Origin of the sequence: Mesotoga sp. HF07.pep.5.2.highcov (genome assembly GCF_003666285.1) — a bacterium.
Lineage (GTDB): Bacteria > Thermotogota > Thermotogae > Petrotogales > Kosmotogaceae > Mesotoga > Mesotoga prima.
Genome location: NZ_JFHJ01000716.1, coordinates 1 through 17,438 on the forward strand (window position 1 = coordinate 1; position 17,438 = coordinate 17,438).

The window sequence follows — 17,438 nt, forward strand, 5'->3', positions numbered from 1 at the left end:
TCCTCAATAAATCCCACATGTTCTCTCGCGCTCGACCATTCATACTCCCAGGGAAACCGAACCATCTTCGCACGAACGGGATTTCTCTCAACATACCTCAACGCTTCAAGAGCGTGATCATGATGCAGCGGACAGGAATAGAACCTTCCCTGCCAGAGATGACCCGATCTCCGGTTCTTCTTGTTGAAGTAGCTGGAGTACCTCATATTAGCGTACTTGAAAGTCATCGCCAGGGAATCTCTTCTTAGGGGAGCCGCTAGGAAATGAACATGGTTGGTCATGAGACAGTAAGCGTAGATCTTCATCTGATACTTTATAGAATACTCGCCGACGAACTCAATGTACTTCTTCCTGTCGGCAGAATCCTCAAATATGTTCTGCCTGTAATTACCTCTCTGAGTAATGTGATGAACAACACCTTCGAATACAACCCGAGCAGACCTCGGCATCATCATCACCTCGAACTGAGGAAATGTTCGCAAAAATGGGGACTGACAAGTCTTCTAATGTCTGTACACATTTTTGCATCACGTCAAGGTTCATCTCAGATTATAGTAAAACACATTGCAGATTCTCTGTATTCCTCACCTATACATCCTTTCTCTGACAGTTTAGACCCGGCTTGGTCGTTTTTGTCGGAGGACGGAGAACCGGTGACGTCGGACCTGTTCTAAATGAATGAAGAACAATATTACACAAATGTAAATAATAGAGTCTGTCCCTAAAGATCAATGTAAATAATAGAGTCTGTCCCTAAAGATCCGTGTCCCTAAAGATCCGCATCGTTTCTCTGACAGCCTAGACCAGGCTCTTATGCCATTTTTGCTCTTCTCAGAGAACGGAGAACCATTGCAAGTGAGTTGCTCCTATTGAATGAAGATCTCCGTTACGATAATGTAAATAATGGAGTCCCTAAAGATCCAGAAAAATCTGTCCCTAAAGATCCAGAAAAATCCTCTCCAAAAATGTGTTCTAGTCGTATATTATCTCCAGAATTCTTCTTGCCACATGAGGTCTGTAATGGCTATCTTCATAATAATTGTAAATCGATTCCGTGAATTCGTTGACACCGGAAAAATCAAATATTTTATCTTCATCAAAGATGTTTTTTAGGTTTTGCATGCGTTCTGCGGTAAAAGGTATTTGATCATAAAGCGGAGAGATAACAATTCGATAATCAGTTTGATGAGAGGCTAATATGTCATGTATCTTTTGAAGTAAAATCAGTTCTTCATTGGTCACCTGGTGCTTGATATTACTAACTTTCTCTCTGGCATAAAAGACTCCTTCTTCAATTAATCTATCATAATAAGCCTTTTCATCATTTTGTATCATCTTATCATAACCGTACATAAGATCACCAGTTATGTTATTTGATATGTGGTAATACTCTGACTTATTGAAAAGGTTACTCATGTACTCCCTATATATACCAAACAAAGAATAGTCAAAATATCCTATTAGAAACCTAGGGTTAAGGCTGGCCTTTATGAACGCAAGATAATAGTCAAGAACACACTCCCCGGAGAGTGTTGGGGGAGAGATAAAAAGGTGACCTTCCCTATTTTCAGTTCTATCCATTGTATCGTCATCTAACACAATTATCACATTTTCTATCATGTTCCCACATTTATCTATAAACCTAAGCTTGTTGAAAATACCATACAACCCCTCACCAGAAGCATCAAAATGAAATCCTACACTGTTAGGAGGTAAATAGTTCAACCAATCAGATACTTTGAAAGCCTGTGAGCGCGAGTTACCAAAAATGAAAGAATTGTACTGCTGACTACTGTTGTTTCTTTCAAACAATTTTAGGCAAACCATCTCTCTATTCAAACCAACAAAATTTCCTTCGTAGAATTCCTCATGATAAAAGAAAACTTTGAATGGATCAATGATTATACCGAGACCAACAATTAGCAAAAAGGGAGAAATAAATATGAGTAGTTTCATCACGAAGAGTTTCATCGATTTTTACGATCTCCTTCCTAACTAAAACCTGAAATAGACGAATTCCTGCGATCCAGTCGCACTGAAAAGAGCTACCCACATGACAAGCAAGTAGTAAACAATCCATCTGAGATAGATAGGTTTCTGCTGCAATCTTAAAAGGTGCTCGTTATTTGCTTTATTTGTGAACTCGAAAACCATCACAATTACCAAAGAGACGGCAATGACAGCTAAATCAAACTTACCAAGTCCAAGCTTTAGCGATTCAGTCAGTACTGACAGAGATCCGAGTTGTTCTCTCAGGCCTGTGAATAGCTTAGTTATTATCCATCCTGAATCCCCCAGGCTCTTGGCCCTGAAGAATATCCATGCGAAACTCACGAGGTTGAAGGTTATGAATGTCTTCCAGAGTTTGAGAATCTTTGTGCCGTTGAGTTTGAGCTTTTTGTATATCTTCTTCTGCAGAGGTTTGTATAGAACTGCAGCAGCCATGTACAGACCGTGGAGGAGCCCCCATATAACGAATGTCCAGGCTGCTCCGTGCCAGAGGCCCGAGATGAAGAAGGTTATCAGCAGGGCAATTACAGATCCCCAGCTCTTCCAGTTTCTCATTCTCATCTGCAATGGTTTGAATAGATAATCCTGTAGCCAGCTTGAGAAGGAGATGTGCCATCTCCTCCAGAATTGTGCCACGCTCGTTGCCAGATAAGGTCTGTTGAAGTTGTCGGTCAGGTTTATGTTGAACAATCTCGCAGTTCCCAGAGCCATGTCTGTGTAGCCCGAGAAGTCCATGTATATCTGTATCGCGTAGGCGTAGGTCGCCACTATTAGGGGGAGACCAGTGTAGGCGCTCACGTTTCCATAGACCGTGTTGACCAGCACCGCCAGTCTATCTGCGATTACTACTTTCTTAAACAATCCCCAGGTGAAGAGCAACATGCCCGAACGCATGTTGTCATAGTTGAATTCGTATGGTTTCTTCAGCTGTGGGAGGAGAGAGTTAGCTCTTTCGATAGGTCCCTGTAGTATCTTGGGAAAGAAGCTAATGTACAAAGCAAAATAGCCGAAGTGTCTTTCCGGCTCCTGTATCTCAAGATAGATATCGTTCAGATACGAGATAGCTTGAAAGACATAAAACGAAACACCTATTGAGACTATTACCGGACATATCGGAATGACACTCTTTCCAAAGATCGCTTTCAGGAGAAGATCCAGATTCTCCGTTATGAAGGGAAGGTATTTCATTCCGACAAGTATCGCGAGGTTCATACTCGTTCCGATCCAGAAGAGTCTCTTCTTTTCTTTCTCTTCGCTTCTGGCGGCGATGAGTTTGCCAAATACATAGGTTGCAAGCATCACGCCGAAGAGAACCAGCAGAAGATACGGATGCATTAGGGAGGCATAGAAGAATATGCTTCCCGAAAGCAAGACTATCCACCTGAACCTGTCGGGCGTGAAGTAGAATATAAGATATATGGCAGGCAGGAAGAGAAAGTACTCGATAGAGTTGAAGAACATCTAGCGCCCCCCCTATTTTCTGGACTCCAGTTTTTTCTCTATGCTTTTGTACAGGTCTCCCACGTTTCTGAATGTGAGGAGCTCTTTCTGGCCGAATGTTATGGCGAATTTCGTCTCGATCGCGAGAATAAGGTTCACGTGAGACAGCGAATCCCAGCCGTCGACATCGTTCGCCGTCATCTCCGGTTTCAGCTCGATCGTGTCGTCGTCGAACACCTCGCAGAATATTTCGTTCAATCTTTCAAATGTGGTCATGTCTCAATCCTCCATTGTGGATAGGTCTCCGGGATCTTCTCCCTTGTAGATCGCCTTCAATACTCTTCTCATTATCTTTCCGCTTTTGTTCTTCGGCACGGAATCTACGACTATGATCTCCTGCGGTGTGGCTATTGTCGATACTTTGTTGGATACTTTTATGCGTATCTTCAGTTCGAGGTCTTTCGTCCATTCCTGGTTTTCTTTCAGAGCCACGAACGCGACTACTTTCTCGAAGAGGAGGTCGTCAGGCGCCCCTATGACTCCCGATTCGGCTATCTCGGGTATCTCAAGCAGAGCGCTCTCTATTTCGAAAGGACTTATAAGATGCCCCGCCGTGTTTATCACGTCGTCGCTCCTGCCTGTGAACCAGTAGTAGCCTTCCCCGTCGATATACGCCGTATCTCCAGAGTAATAAAAGCCTTTCTTGAATTTGCTTTCGTAGGCTTCTCGGTTGTTGAGATAGGTGCTGAACATCGAAGACCAGCCCGGTTTAAGGCAGAGATTTCCCCTCTTGTCTTGGGGCTGGATCGTGCCGTTGTCTTCTATGATCGCCGCCTCGATCGAACCAACGGGCTTGCCCATAGAGCCGGGCTTTACGGTGAGGCCGGGCCTGTTCGAGATCATTATACCGCCCGTCTCCGTCTGGAACCAGGTGTCGTATATCTCCTTCTTGAGCACTCTTCTAGACCAGTGAACGATCTCGGGGTTAAGCGGCTCGCCCACGCTGAATATGTATTTCAAGTTAGACAGGTCGTAATCGTCGAAGAAATCATCGCTCTGCTGCATGAGCATTCTAAGGGCAGTCGGAGCGGTGTACCAGATTGTTATCCCTTCACGCTCAAGTATCTCGAACCAGAGAGCCGGATCATATCCTCCGGCATAATGAACCTGTGTGACACCGAGGCTCCATGGTCCGATTATTCCGTATGAGGTTCCGGTTACCCAGCCCTGGTCAGCCGTGCACCAGAATATGTCTTTATCTGTGAGATTCAGTATCTCTTTACTCGTCGAGCTCTGGTGGAGGACGCTCCTGTGTAGATGGAGTACGCCCTTCGGCTTTCCGGTGGAGCCGGAAGTGTAATGTAAAACCGAGGGTGTTTCCGGTCCCGTCTGCGGAACAGCAAATAGATCCGAAGCGTTTTGCGTTAGCTGGCTGTAGCTCAGTATGTCCGGGCTTTCGTGTCTGGGGATATCTGTGAGAATTATGTATTTAAGGTCAGGCAAACGGTCTCTGATTCTGTTTATCTTCTTCATAGAGCTTTTTCGTGTGATGAGGCATTTGGCCTTCGAGTCTCCTAGCCTATCCAGCAGGGCATCTTCTCCGAAAGAGGAGAATAGTGTTCCAGCTATCGCCTTGATCTTTAGAATACCCAAAAATGAGAAGAACTGCTCGGGAGTCCTTGGAAGGAAGGAGAAGATTATGTCTCCCTCCGAAAGGCCTAGTTCCAGCAAGGTGTTGGCGAACCTGTTGCTGTTTCTCTCAAGATCGCAGAAAGTGTAATCGGTCCTATCAAGAGCCTGAGAAATGAAGCGCATCGCAACCCTGTCCTGAAGACCCCTGTTGCATTGCTGCTTCGTACAGATATGACCGATATTGAACTGCCAATTGTGAATCAAATCGTTCTCCAATCAGATCACCCGCTGAATGATGTTTAAACTAGATTGAAGTATGAAAATTATAACACGATGGCAATTGTAAGGATACCCTCCCGGGAAAAACACGGCTTTGACCGATGCTTCGCAGATTTTAAGAGCTGCGTAGTACAGTACTCGTCTTTTTCCTTCACAAGGAATCCTACAGACAAAGAGTCTCTACCTTCTCCCTGACTGCCACCATCATTGTAGAAAAAAGCATCCCTTTGAATTCAAGCAATAGCTATATATCAACAGTTAACAAGTCATTAATGTCTGTACCCATTTTTGCATCAGGTCAAGCCATCTCAGATTATAGCAAAACACATTTCGTCGATTCTCTTACATCTCTACATTCTTCATCTTTTCATCGAAATAAAGCCTTACGGACCTGGGAAACGTCAAACCTTCTCGCACGCCAATATCGCGGCAAAAAGATATCTCTTGTATCGTCTCTATCTTCTTCTCACTTTGCATTGCTATCCTGAAAAAGAACGATGTTACGGCCATGAAAATAATGGAGTCTGTCCCTAAAGGTATCCCCTAAAGGTATCCAGTCATGAGAGTGTATGATTCAGTATCCTGCCAGCTCCGGAAAATGGAGAACCTTCTGGGGTAGACATGTTCCAATTGAACGAAAAACGACATTACGCTAATGTAAATAATGGAGTCTGTCCCTAAAAAAGTACTACGATCTCCGATTCTTCTTATTGAAGTAGCTGGAGTACCTCATATTAGCATACTTGAAAGTCATTGCCAGGGAATCTCTTCTTAGGGGAGCCGCTAGGAAATGAACATGATTGGTCATAAGACAGTAAGCGTAGATCTTCATCTGATACTTTCCAGAATACTCGCCGACGAACTGGATGTACTTCTTCCTGTCGGCAGAATCCTCAAATATGTTCTGCCTGTAATTACCTCTCTGAGTAATGTGATGAACAACACCTTCGAATACAACCCGAGCAGCCCTCGGCATCATCATCACCTCTAACTGCGGAAATGTTCGCAAAAATGGGGATTGACAAATCTTCCAATGTCTGTACTCATTTTTGCATCACGTCAGCTTCACTTCAGATTATAGCAAAAGACATATCGCCCATTCTCTAGCATCTCTCGCTTATTCTTCGTTTCCTCGAAACGAATACTGACAAACCTCGGGAGCAAAATACCTCCTCGCAGTCCAATATCGCGGCAAAAAGATATCTCTTCTTGTGTCCTCTTTATCTTCTTTTCACTTTGCATTGCCATCCTGAAAGAAAAACGAGATTTCGGCAATGTAAATAATGGAGTCTGTCCTGTCCCTACAAGTATCTCGCAATGTTCCTATACGGGATTTCTCGTTTACTTAGCGGTGGACGGAGAACCGTTGACGGCAGACCCGTTCTATTTGAATGAAGAACGCTGTTACGCCAATGTAAATAATGGAGTCTGTCCCTATTATTTTCTCGAACCTGGGAAACGTCATACCTCCTCGCGTTCCAATATTGCAGCAGAAAGATATCTCTTCTTGTGTCCTCTTTATCTTCTTCTCACTTTGCATTGCTATCCTGAAAGAAGAACGGTGTTACGGCACTGTAAATAATGGAGTCTGTCCCTATTATTCCTAAGCATCTTTCGCTTATTCTTCGTTTCCACGAAATGAAGACCTACGAACATGGGGAAAGTCATACCTCGTCGCGTTCCAATATTGCAGCAGAAAGATGATAGATATCTCCTCTTGTATCGTCTTTATCTTCTTCTCACTTTGCATTGCCATCCTGAAAGAAGAACTAGGTTACGGCAATGAAAATAATGGAGTCTGTCCCTGAAGGTCCTGATGCTCGTTTTTTCAACCAAGGAGTTTGGCAGCGTAGTCGTTGACAATAAGGATGCTTTTCGAGATTCAATATGTAAGAAATCGAACTGTGCGACGCAGTGCTTTTCTTATTCATCTCCAAAATATGGAATGGGTAGAAGAATAATGAGGGTACCAGATCCTATGCATTTCCTAAATCTCTGTCTCGTTTTGGATGAGAACTGGTCAAGACTTGAAGATGAATATAGGAAGTCATTGATTAGCGAGTCTTCCCCTGTTTTGTTTGAGAAAGGTCAATGGCCTGAGTCTACAAATCCATTGTCGAATTTTGGAGAATTCAATGAAAAGTGCATTTTGGAGTCATATGGAAGTCGTTTCGAACTGGTCGCAGATGTATCTAAATACTACGGATCAATATATTCTCACGCAATACCATGGGCACTTGAGGGTAAGGAGGAAGCACAAAAGAATCACAATGCTGACACGCCCGGGAACAACATTGATCAAGCAATAAGACTGTGTCAGAATAATGAGACAATTGGGATACCGATAGGTCCTTATACTTCTTTGGTTGTTTCTGAAATAATCGGTTGTCACATTGACCATGAGATCACAAAAACGCATGCGAAGATCAAAGGCAAGAGATTCATCGATGACTATCGGTTCTACTTTGACGATGCTAACGAAGCTCAAACATTCTACTACAATCTGCAGGATACACTTTCACAGTTTAGACTTGATCTTAATACATTGAAGACGGAGATTAGACATTTCCCGTACAGTCTTGAGGACCCTTGGGTTAGTGATCTCAAGGAGACAAGCAATAGCCTCATCGATGGCACGAAGAACGAGAAGGAGATTCTTGTTGCCTTTTTCAGTAGAGCATTTGAATACTCTAAGCAATTTCCAACTAGTGCCGTCTTGCTTTTTGCTCTGAAGAGGATAAGCAATTGGACTGTTAAGAAGGATAATTACGACGTCTTTGAGTCGATTCTTTTGCGAACGTTGGCAGTTGAGCCGCGCTCCTTTCCAGCAGTCTTGAGCTTGCTACTTTCCAACTTTGACAGGCTAGACAAGGAAAAAGTCAAAGAGGTACTTGAACGGATTATTGACAAAAACGTTCGGCCACGCAACGGCTACGAGCTTGCATGGTGCCTTTTCTCTGCAACTGCGCTAGACATTTCGCTGTCAGAGGAATGCATTAGCAAGATACTAGAAGTCAGGGAGTCGCTTTCAACAGCGCTAATAGTCAACTTGGTAGCAACAGGGAAACAAGTACTCAATCCGAAACATGATCTGAATGAAATCGGTGAGAAGACCACGAATTGGCTAACAAACTATCAAATATCTCTTGATCGAAAAAAAGCTTTCAAGATCAATGGCTTTGCAAGGTTACTGATGAAGAAAAAAGTGAGTTTCTTTGAAGCGATTCCGAAAGACAAGAATGAGCTATCAGAAATCTTGATTAATTGCTCCGTTCGTGAAAATAACCAGTATAACGCGTCACTTACCTAGATTCGATGAGGCATTTACATGCTTTCAGTATGCCAATGTTTAGGGTAAACACTTTTCTGGTTTCTTTAAGTAGAATGCTCCGCTCTTAGAAAAGGAGATGAGACATGGGGTTAGAAAAGTCCACTTTCAACTTGCTAATTAACTATCTTAAAGCTCACGGTTATCCTGAAGAGTCCTTTTCCATTGAGCATCCTATAAGTGAAAATCTTCGTGTAGATCTCGGAATTGTAGATCCAATTACTAGAGAAGTATTGATGGTTTTCGAAATAAAGAGCAAGAAATCACATTCCAAAGAACGGTTTGGAAGAACACAGATCGAATCTTTCAGAAGAGCGCTCGGGAAGGGAATCCCTTATTATTTGGTTTTTCCGCCAACTGTAAATACAAGTGTACCCGAAATAGTTAGGATTACGTTTGAAGATGAAGATCTGAACTTGGTGAGTGAGTTTCCGGAAGAGGTCCTTGAATACTACTCTCTTAGGAAAGCTAGAACCAACTCCGTCATCGCTGGTAAGAAAGCTGCTTCAAAGAAGCTGGTGGACGGCTTTGCAATAACAGCTCGCATAATTTCTATGGCATTCACAGTCTTTTCAGTGCTCAGTATATTGAAGATCACGAGTTTTGACGCGGCATCTGTTATACTGATGCTTACAGCCTCCGGCTTTCTCGTTGCTCCTTATGTAAGCAAATTGACGATTGGGATCCTAAGTCTGGAGCGACTCCAGAAACAGAGTGGAGGTATGCACAAATAGGTTTAGTCGATGTAATCGCTTAACTGAGGCAAATTCGAACTTCACAACAAATGCTTCAATGAGTCGATTTACCATCGTCGAGTGTAATCAGGATGCAAAATGGCAGTCTTACTCCATTTAACCTCACCCTGGGATAGAACTTCCCTATCGCAACATCCATATGAGCAGCGTTATCTATCCTCTCTACTTGTACTTCTTCCTGTCGGCAGAATCCTCAAATATGTTCTGCCTGTAATTACCTCTCTGAGTAATGTGATGAACAACACCTTCGAATACAACCCGAGCAGCCCTCGGCATCATCATCACCTCTAACTGAGGAAATGTAAGCAAAAATGGGGAGTGACAAGTCTTCTAATGTCTTTACCCATTTTTGTATCACGTCAAGCTTCACTTCAGATTATAGCAAAAGACACATAGCCAATTCCCGGTATTCCTCACTTATACATCGTTTCTCTGAAAGTCTAGATCCGGCTTCGTCGTTTTTGTCGGAGAACCGGTGACTGCGGACCAGTTCTAATTAAATGAAAAGCAATATAAAACTAATGTAAATAACGGAGTCTATACCAAGGTATTCCCCGGGGCAAAAACTGTCTCGTCGGAGGACGGAGAACCGTTGACATCGGACCTGTTTTGACTGAATGAAGAACTATATTACCGGAATGTAAATAATGGAGTCTGTCCCTAAAGAACCTCAGTTTCTCCCCTTCTCATCACCAAAGATCCAGCCGCTGTAATTCTTCGATTCAAAGACATAAATCCCGGTTTCAGCTATCATCAGAATATCTATCTCCGTAGTCGATCCATCCGACTTTGGAAGATAGACGTTCGTCAGCAGCCGGTGATGCCTTTCCAGTTTCTCGAGCCTGGAAAAGATAAGAAACTCGCCGTAGTTTCCCTTATCGAAAAGAATCTGCAGAAAGGAGTTGCCGCTCGCATCCTTATACGAAGATTTCCTGTATTTCAGATAGATGCTTAGGATATTAAAAACTACGAAGCCAATTGCCAGAAGTACGATTACAGAAAGAAACGCACTTAAGGTCATTCATTACCTCCCATGGGATACCCACAAAGACAATCGATACTCCATTCATACGAAAAAAATCGACTCCCTTAGTCGAGCAGATTCCCCAGAAGAAAAAAGAAAGAAAATCAACAACAGAATTCTACCATTTGAAATTGCTGAACTTACAACTGCTCTAAGCATCACAGTAATGTCAGAAATGGAGGCAATCCCGAAGGTCCGTACGGGATCTTCTCGCAGAACCGAGGACGGAAAACTGATCCAATTTAAAGAGAACTACGTTACCGGACTGTAAATAATGGAGTCCCTAAAAGTATTCTGTCCCTAAAAGTATTCTTGTCCATAAGAAACAAAAGGGATTCAGAAGCGTGATTTGTGTGCAAGTAGCTGTTTAGTACGAAAAATGCATTTACCAAGTAATCTTGTAATTGGGGTTAAGCTCATCAAGTAATAGAGTCTGTCGACTCTGCCTACAGAATTAAATTTTTTTAAGTATTGCAAGGACTTCTTTGCAAGAGCAGGGTCTCCATAATTTCCAGCCAATCTAAGAAGTCTGTGAGAGTACTTTTCTTCGATAATTCTTTGGTATTCATACACATCAACATTAAGAGAAAATACAACATATTCCAAAAGATGCTTAAGCTCATACGTCCTTTCGATTTGTTGTTTGAGGGTGGAGTGGGCTCTTGAGTGACTTCTGTTTCTAATTACCACACAGTATAGGGGTTCATCGATAAATCCACATCGTGATGAAAACGAAAGGGGGAGGAGCATTTGCCAATTCTGACCAGCCCTAGATTCATGTATCTTTCTGTTAGGATTCACTTTCAATAACTCATCTGTCCGAACTAAATAGCAACCATTTGCAACGAAAGTTCTTTCAAGAACCAAATCATCGAAAAGTTTGTCATTGAAACGATTTGGGTTCCTCCCGGAGATGAATCCCTTTGGTCTTCTTAGATCAGACTCTTCGTACAAATAACCGTCACTTCGTACAAAGCCAAACTCTCTATTGTATTCAAGAAACACTACCCTCTTTTCAACAGAGTTTGGTGTTAGAAAGTCGTCACTGTCGGGCCACGTCAAATAGTCGCCTTTGAAGATCTTCAGCCCTGCGTTTAGCGCTGCGGCTTGACCTGAATTTTCCTGAAATATGTAAGTGAATCCATATCCCTTATTCTTCAGTCTATCGCCGTACATTAACGCTATTTCTTCTGTCCTATCCGTCGAGCCATCATTGACGAATATTACTTCAATACAGTCATAGGTTTGAGCTAGTATAGATTCGAAATATCTTGCGACATATTCCTCTCCATTCCAACAAGGAGTGATGATGCTTACCAAAGGCTTCTTCAAGACTTTTTCCCCTTTCTGATCTTTGCAAGAACGATATTCTTAAGATAATTGAATTCACTCGACCTCCCAAAACTTATTAAGAATAAGGCATTAGGTATTATCATTACCAAGACAAATAGAACGATGAATTCCAAAATTGAGTTTTGCACCCAAATAATGTTCTTCAAGAAATTCAGCAAAACAGTTGCAATGACTATTGGAAATAAGTACTTCAACGAGTCAATGTAGTATTCTATTCCATTCCTACCAAAGGCTTGTCTAAAGACAATGAATGGCCTAGTGAATGTTGATATTAAACCCTGCACTACTGTACCGATAAAAATACCCGGAAGCCCTATCTTCTGGACAAGTAAAATGGAAACTACCAGATTGACTGCCGCTTGAACAAGTGATATATATTTGTCGGAATCGAAAATTCCTGCAGCAGTCTTGAAATTGTTGATTACAATTCTATGGCCCATGAAATAGTAGTTGGCAATGATCAAAAAGATAACAATGTTGGGAAGAATCATTTCTTTCCCAATCCATAATTGTATGAATGGCGTTATTAGAATTAGAAAAGCGATTGAAGTGAATCCATACAACCAAAAACCCAAAAACCTATATACTTTGAAAAGATAGTATTGTCTTTCTTTGCTTTCAGTAGCAACTAGATTTCCGAACCCAGAAATTACTGAGTTGAATATTATGTTTATGAATCCAGTTATCCCCGTAATGATCAAATTGTAGTTTGAGAGCAGCCCAACGGTCGCTACATTTATGAAGGAAGAGATTATTATGTTGTCTGTCTGGTGAACGCTAATGGAGCCTATCTTGTGAATCATAAGCGCCTTGATATTTGTTATGATGGGCTTCTTTTGGTCCTTAGTTAATTCTTTTACGTTGTTATCAAGCAAGTATGGATACATTCTATTGAAGAAGAGACTAACATAGATTTTTTGCAGCAATTCAATGGCTGCACCAGTAAGCAAATAGACTAGAAAACTCTTAAACATCAAAAGAACCACGATTTGAACTCCAAGTGAGACTATTCGGGTTACAGCATGAATATTCGTCTGTATATAGTTTTTTTGTTCGGCGTTTGACAGACTGTATTTGTACGCAACAAAATAAGTGCTTACAGTGTTGAATAAGAACACAAGGTAGTATATTGTGAGTTCGTTCATAGTAATACTTCCCGGTTCCTTAATTATGAATTTCAGAAAAGGAACAGCACTTAGGCCCAAGAGGGCAATTATCAGTGCGATTGCTTTGTAAGCTCGCCTGTAGAGTTTCATAAGAGCTTTTATAGTCTCAATGTCCCCTAAAGCAACAGGTTTATATAAACTGAAATTCATAGCTGTTCCTACCCCTAGCTCTGCAAGGGAAAGAACGGAAAGAACGCTTGTGAAGAGCCCATTTACCCCCAGATAAGTGACTCCCAGTGTATATATGAAGACAGATCTTGAGATAAAGCTGGCGGTGAGTGTAACTATGCTTCCTAAATATCCAAACATTATGTTTCTCGATGCATATGCAACCCTACTCATCAAATCCATCTCTTTCAAATGAAGTCATGTTCTCTCCTCGAAATGTGGCCATCGAATAATTGGAATCATCAGAAGCATGCTCTCTTCAGTCTCTATATTTGCTCATACAACTTGAACCCAAAAGAACGATTCTCTGATTTCTTGAAAACTGATTTTGCTCGTAGCTTCATTAGAATCGACTCAGATGCTCTTCGAACGAGCAAACACCTAATTCCAAAAAAAACGACTTACTACATCTAAAACTCATTTGCGACTGCTCACCGTGAAAATGGTATAACAGATTACGAGAGTCTTTGTTAATTTGAACTGACAGACGATCCGAGAGGCTGAAAAAGATGCTTGAATTCATGAATTACCAAATGTCCTGAAGATTGAGATCTGTTCTTGTGAGCTGTTAACTCGCCAGAGATAATCTTACGTTTCTGATTCAGCCGTTTCAGTACTTACAAGAAGATTGACAAATGAGACAGAAAGCCGTATTACACTGGGAATGCTTCTCCCACATGACGAACCATTACATGGATTATTTCTTAAGCTTCATCTTTCTCAATAGGCGATAAACACACCCTTTCGCAAATGATTTGAATTCACCAGGATGCTTAAGATATTTGCCTGCAATATATGCAAAATCCTTCTCTGACAACTCCTCAAGCAACTTCTCTCTCGATTGAGGGCGCATCTGTTCACCGCTAGTAAGCCTTGGATTACCCTTAGCAACCATGTCAAGATTCACTGGAACCCTTTCTATTCCGAAAACCCTGCTAAAGAGCTCTTCGCCCTTAGCACTGTTTATGATAACGGCTGAGACTCCTCTCTCATCTGTGAGTTCTCTTGGTACTCCCCAGAAATCACCAAGCGTAATGTCGCTCTGCCTCGGCAATCTCGAAAATGGACATTCATAACATATGTTGTTCAGATAAAAGTTATTGTTGAAACCCCAGCAAAAGTCATCAAATGTGAATCTTCTTGTATAGATGCTACCGTCATCATACTCAATTAAAAAACTGAATCTAGACCAGCCTGTTCTTTTGTCCCTAAAGCTAACCCTTTTAACTTTCTTCTCACCTCTTTTTTCCTCAAGGTATTTTTGAAATGCAACAATTGACGGAACCCCGTGACAGATGACGTCAACTGTTATCAGCAAATCACTTTTGACAAACGTGTTCAATGCTGCAACCTGGCAGGGCGTTCCGGAAAACAAAACTGGCTTACGTGACTCTATAAGACTAGCAACTTTTGCGAATGATTTTCCAACATTACTCTGCATGTATTTCGACCCTCTCAAAGACTCAAGCGAATCAGACGAGCAAACTTCCACATGTTCAACTAACATTGATGAATTCCAGACGGCACCAAACACTGTTCCTCCAGAAGACATCACAGTTGTTGCCAAGCTACTGAATACGCCGCCGGAAGAACTCGCCATTCTTGCTTGTTCATCAGTAGACCATGCAGCAAAACTGGCAGGTGAGTAATCCTTCATTTGAGGTTTGTCCGTAACAAGAACAGGACAGTGGTTCTGACACAGTCCGCATTCTGTGCATTTGTCCCGATCTATTACAGGAATATAGAACCCGTTCTTGCTGATTTCCATGGTGATGGCCTCGAAAGGGCAAGAATTGTAACATCCAAAGCAACCGGCACATGCATCTTCCCCAATTACGTCTATGGCAGGCTTCATACAACTTTCTCCTCTATTCTTGCGGCAATATCTTCAATCTGACCCATTGCGAGCTTCTTGTTCTTTTCAACTGCTGGTTTTATCCTGGAGACAAGGGAATCGTAATTGCTTAGGACATAATCGACTTTGTCCATGACTAGGTCGACAATCTTTCCTGACTCCCACAGATCGTCTCCTCTAGCTTCAATGACAAGGTCCTTCATACCGAGGCCCTCACCGATTACTCCCCTATACTTGACACTATAAGAAAGTGAAATCGCTGGCTTTCCCATTTGAAAAGTCGAGACTGCAGCGTGCATACGCCCAGTTATCGTGAAGAGCCCATTTCCAAGGATTTGCCTGGCTTCTATGGGGAGCATTGCATCGTAAATAGGAATGACACGTTCTTTCTGTTTTCTTGTTAGATTTTGTTCAATCTCTGCTATAACATTCCGATCGTCTGCTCCTCTAGGTTTTAGGACGTGACAGAGAAGCACTATCTTCTTTGCTTTTAAACTTTCATTTTCGACAAGAGAGTTCACTATTGCAGTCCAAGTGTTGGAATATTCACTTGCCGATGAGCAGTATTGTCTAAGAATACCTGAAGGAACTAGCGTAATGTATTTGCCTTCAATGATTGAATACTTGCCTAGAATATTTGATTTAATCCTACTCTCATTCTGCCTTGGCAGATCCAACCAAGCAAGGTCTCTTGATTCCTTAACGTTACTCAAGTTCAGATCTCCTTTCAGATAATCAACGGTCAGCGGATCGCGCGTATAGACATAGCAGCCCCGTAAATAACGCTTTGCAAGAGGAACTCTCCATGAGTGGAACGGACCTATTGTTTGGCCCAACAAGAATGTGTTAAATGATTTTGAGAGACTCATCAAGCGATAGAGTTCAATGGCTATCCCTTTGCCCGAATAGTATTCAGAGAGGTCATCTCCTCCCAGTATTAGGATGGAGTCAATTTGCTCTTCTCTGTACTTAATTATCTCATTCTTAATTCTCTTATACAAATTAAATGCTTTTACGATCTTGTTTCCCTTAGAGGGTTTCAATACAGGAATCTCATCAATTCTCAACGGCGAGATGCCAGTGGCCAATTCCATCCTATTTAGGTCATTCTCTGTTGAAAAATCACAATAGAACTCACAACTCGAATTCACCAAAGATCTAAGATAGAAAATGAGGTTCTCAGCCATCATTGCAGATCCGTAGTTTAGAGTGTTTGGAATATGCCGAATGAGTATCTTCAAGAGCTCATCTCCTCCGATTAGGCAGAATGCTTCTGCCATTTATTATAGTCAACATTTCACTAATATCCACAGACAGCCACTTTTCACCATTACGCCAATGACTGGTAAATAATCAATAAGCTAGAATATCGCAAAATGCATTCGACCGCTAAAAGTGAATTTCCTAGTTAAGATCTGAACAAAGCCAATGTAATTGTAATGCAATCAATAATTCCCAAACTAGTTGGATTAATTTCTCTTTGTCTGTAGGGAATAAACTAGGTAAACCAAAACCAATGCGTTTCTCCATCAAATTATACACTACAACATTACTTTGTTTAAGTCTTTCCTTGTTAATCATTCAGTCATACATCATTGTTTCAAACAAGAAAATGGCAGGAAGGTCAATGTCTCCTTCCTGCCGTTAGGGTGTGTGAGTGGAACAGTTGCAAGTTGCGTCAAAAGCATAGTTGACCGTCAAAGGTTCACCGTCCGCCGAAAAGAGAAAAGGGCTCATCAATGATTCAGTTTGGAAGAAGATATCATGATGCAATTGATCGCCGTTTTCCCGGAAAGATCGGCGGTTGCTGAAAAGCCCGCTACCTAGCTATTGATTCTTGCTCTTCTTCCATAAGCATCGACTTTTCCCAATCGAAATGAAGGACTGTCTCGCGATTCACGGGCTTTCCTCTGTCTCTGGAAACGATTACCCGCAGCTCTTCTTTCGGAGCATTGTCGTCATAGGAACGCTCGTGATGAAGCATGATTATCGTATCCGCGCAGGCGTTTATCTCTTCAAAGTCATGAAAGTCCTTCTCTTGAGGAAGATTGCCTGGATTGTTCATTACCGTTCGCTTTAGCTGGCTTGCAATAACGATCGGCATTTGGAGAAACGTGGCCAACTCCTTGAACCACTTGAGTTCGCCTTCTCTCTCACGAATGAGCTGTAGGTAGTCGACAAAGCAGATATCGTATCTGAAAAAGCATTTCAGATCGTCGATCGCATATGCGACCTTGTCAATAGTCTCGCCCCACTCTCTAAGGTCTATGAAGAAGAGGGGTATGCTTCTTAACTTCTCTCTGTATCGGGAGCGCATTGCGAAATATTCGTCTTCTCCGTCCTTCAGTAAATCCTCTGAATAACGATGCCTCTGGAGAAGCCTTTCTTCTAGATTGTCCCTGCTTCTGTCTACGGTTGCATAGGCAGT

Annotated in this window: 14 protein-coding genes; 2 read left to right on the top strand and 12 right to left on the bottom strand. The window is 42.1% G+C overall.

Going from position 1 to position 17,438, the window contains the following annotated elements; genetic code table 11:
- From BG32_RS15210 to BG32_RS15235, 6 genes are all read right to left on the bottom strand, one after another.
- A partial coding sequence (locus tag BG32_RS15210) for a transposase (RefSeq protein ID WP_259459804.1) occupies positions 1-455 on the bottom strand: 455 nt, incomplete at its 3' end.
- 517 nt (positions 456-972) lie between these two features.
- Complete coding sequence (locus tag BG32_RS15215; protein ID WP_121527087.1) at positions 973-1,971, bottom strand: hypothetical protein; 999 nt, start codon at positions 1,969-1,971, stop codon at positions 973-975.
- A 24-nt stretch (positions 1,972-1,995) separates the two neighbouring features.
- Positions 1,996-3,471: an MBOAT family protein gene (locus BG32_RS15220; protein ID WP_121527088.1), complete on the bottom strand. Its 1,476-nt coding sequence runs from the start codon at positions 3,469-3,471 to the stop codon at positions 1,996-1,998.
- 12 nt (positions 3,472-3,483) lie between these two features.
- Positions 3,484-3,726: an acyl carrier protein gene (locus BG32_RS15225; RefSeq protein WP_121527089.1), complete on the bottom strand. Its 243-nt coding sequence runs from the start codon at positions 3,724-3,726 to the stop codon at positions 3,484-3,486.
- A 3-nt stretch (positions 3,727-3,729) separates the two neighbouring features.
- Positions 3,730-5,358: an AMP-binding protein gene (locus BG32_RS15230; protein WP_220660352.1), complete on the bottom strand. Its 1,629-nt coding sequence runs from the start codon at positions 5,356-5,358 to the stop codon at positions 3,730-3,732.
- Between the two features lie 691 nt (positions 5,359-6,049).
- Complete coding sequence (locus BG32_RS15235; RefSeq protein ID WP_259459805.1) at positions 6,050-6,343, bottom strand: transposase; 294 nt, start codon at positions 6,341-6,343, stop codon at positions 6,050-6,052.
- A gap of 834 nt (positions 6,344-7,177) precedes the next feature.
- Between BG32_RS15235 and BG32_RS15240 the strand changes: the two genes are divergently transcribed.
- Together BG32_RS15240 and BG32_RS15245 are read left to right on the top strand one after the other, a co-directional pair.
- Entirely contained in the window at positions 7,178-8,671 is a 1,494-nt protein-coding gene (locus BG32_RS15240) for an RNA-directed DNA polymerase (protein WP_121527090.1), read from the top strand.
- A gap of 104 nt (positions 8,672-8,775) precedes the next feature.
- Entirely contained in the window at positions 8,776-9,423 is a 648-nt protein-coding gene (locus tag BG32_RS15245) for a hypothetical protein (protein WP_121527091.1), read from the top strand.
- 691 nt (positions 9,424-10,114) lie between these two features.
- Here the strand turns inward: BG32_RS15245 and BG32_RS15255 are convergent.
- From BG32_RS15255 to BG32_RS15280, 6 genes are all read right to left on the bottom strand, one after another.
- Positions 10,115-10,465 carry a nuclease-related domain-containing protein gene (locus BG32_RS15255; protein ID WP_121527092.1) on the bottom strand — a complete coding sequence of 117 codons (351 nt, stop codon included), beginning with the start codon at positions 10,463-10,465 and terminating at the stop codon, positions 10,115-10,117.
- 339 nt (positions 10,466-10,804) lie between these two features.
- Entirely contained in the window at positions 10,805-11,800 is a 996-nt protein-coding gene (locus BG32_RS15260) for a glycosyltransferase family A protein (RefSeq protein WP_121527093.1), read from the bottom strand.
- Positions 11,797-13,329 (bottom strand): lipopolysaccharide biosynthesis protein, encoded by a 1,533-nt coding sequence (locus BG32_RS15265; RefSeq protein WP_121527097.1) that lies wholly within the window; start codon positions 13,327-13,329, stop codon positions 11,797-11,799. The genes BG32_RS15260 and BG32_RS15265 overlap by 4 nt, the downstream gene beginning before the upstream one ends.
- A gap of 523 nt (positions 13,330-13,852) precedes the next feature.
- Entirely contained in the window at positions 13,853-15,010 is a 1,158-nt protein-coding gene (locus BG32_RS15270; protein WP_121527094.1) for a Coenzyme F420 hydrogenase/dehydrogenase, beta subunit C-terminal domain, read from the bottom strand.
- Entirely contained in the window at positions 15,007-16,251 is a 1,245-nt protein-coding gene (locus BG32_RS15275) for a polysaccharide pyruvyl transferase family protein (protein ID WP_183084358.1), read from the bottom strand. The genes BG32_RS15270 and BG32_RS15275 overlap by 4 nt, the downstream gene beginning before the upstream one ends.
- Positions 16,252-16,829: 578 nt before the next feature.
- A partial coding sequence (locus BG32_RS15280) for a DnaB-like helicase C-terminal domain-containing protein (protein ID WP_220660353.1) occupies positions 16,830-17,438 on the bottom strand: 609 nt, incomplete at its 5' end.

Bases quoted from the DNA above. Each gene is read 5' to 3' on its own strand.
- BG32_RS15215 (WP_121527087.1), bottom strand. From the start codon at position 1,971: ATGAAACTCTTCGTGATGAAACTACTCATATTTATTTCTCCCTTTTTG.
- BG32_RS15220 (WP_121527088.1), bottom strand. From the start codon at position 3,471: ATGTTCTTCAACTCTATCGAGTACTTTCTCTTCCTGCCTGCCATATAT.
- BG32_RS15225 (WP_121527089.1), bottom strand. From the start codon at position 3,726: ATGACCACATTTGAAAGATTGAACGAAATATTCTGCGAGGTGTTCGAC.
- BG32_RS15235 (WP_259459805.1), bottom strand. From the start codon at position 6,343: ATGATGATGCCGAGGGCTGCTCGGGTTGTATTCGAAGGTGTTGTTCAT.
- BG32_RS15240 (WP_121527090.1), top strand. From the start codon at position 7,178: ATGCTCGTTTTTTCAACCAAGGAGTTTGGCAGCGTAGTCGTTGACAAT.
- BG32_RS15245 (WP_121527091.1), top strand. From the start codon at position 8,776: ATGGGGTTAGAAAAGTCCACTTTCAACTTGCTAATTAACTATCTTAAA.
- BG32_RS15255 (WP_121527092.1), bottom strand. From the start codon at position 10,465: ATGACCTTAAGTGCGTTTCTTTCTGTAATCGTACTTCTGGCAATTGGC.
- BG32_RS15265 (WP_121527097.1), bottom strand. From the start codon at position 13,329: ATGAGTAGGGTTGCATATGCATCGAGAAACATAATGTTTGGATATTTA.
- BG32_RS15270 (WP_121527094.1), bottom strand. From the start codon at position 15,010: ATGAAGCCTGCCATAGACGTAATTGGGGAAGATGCATGTGCCGGTTGC.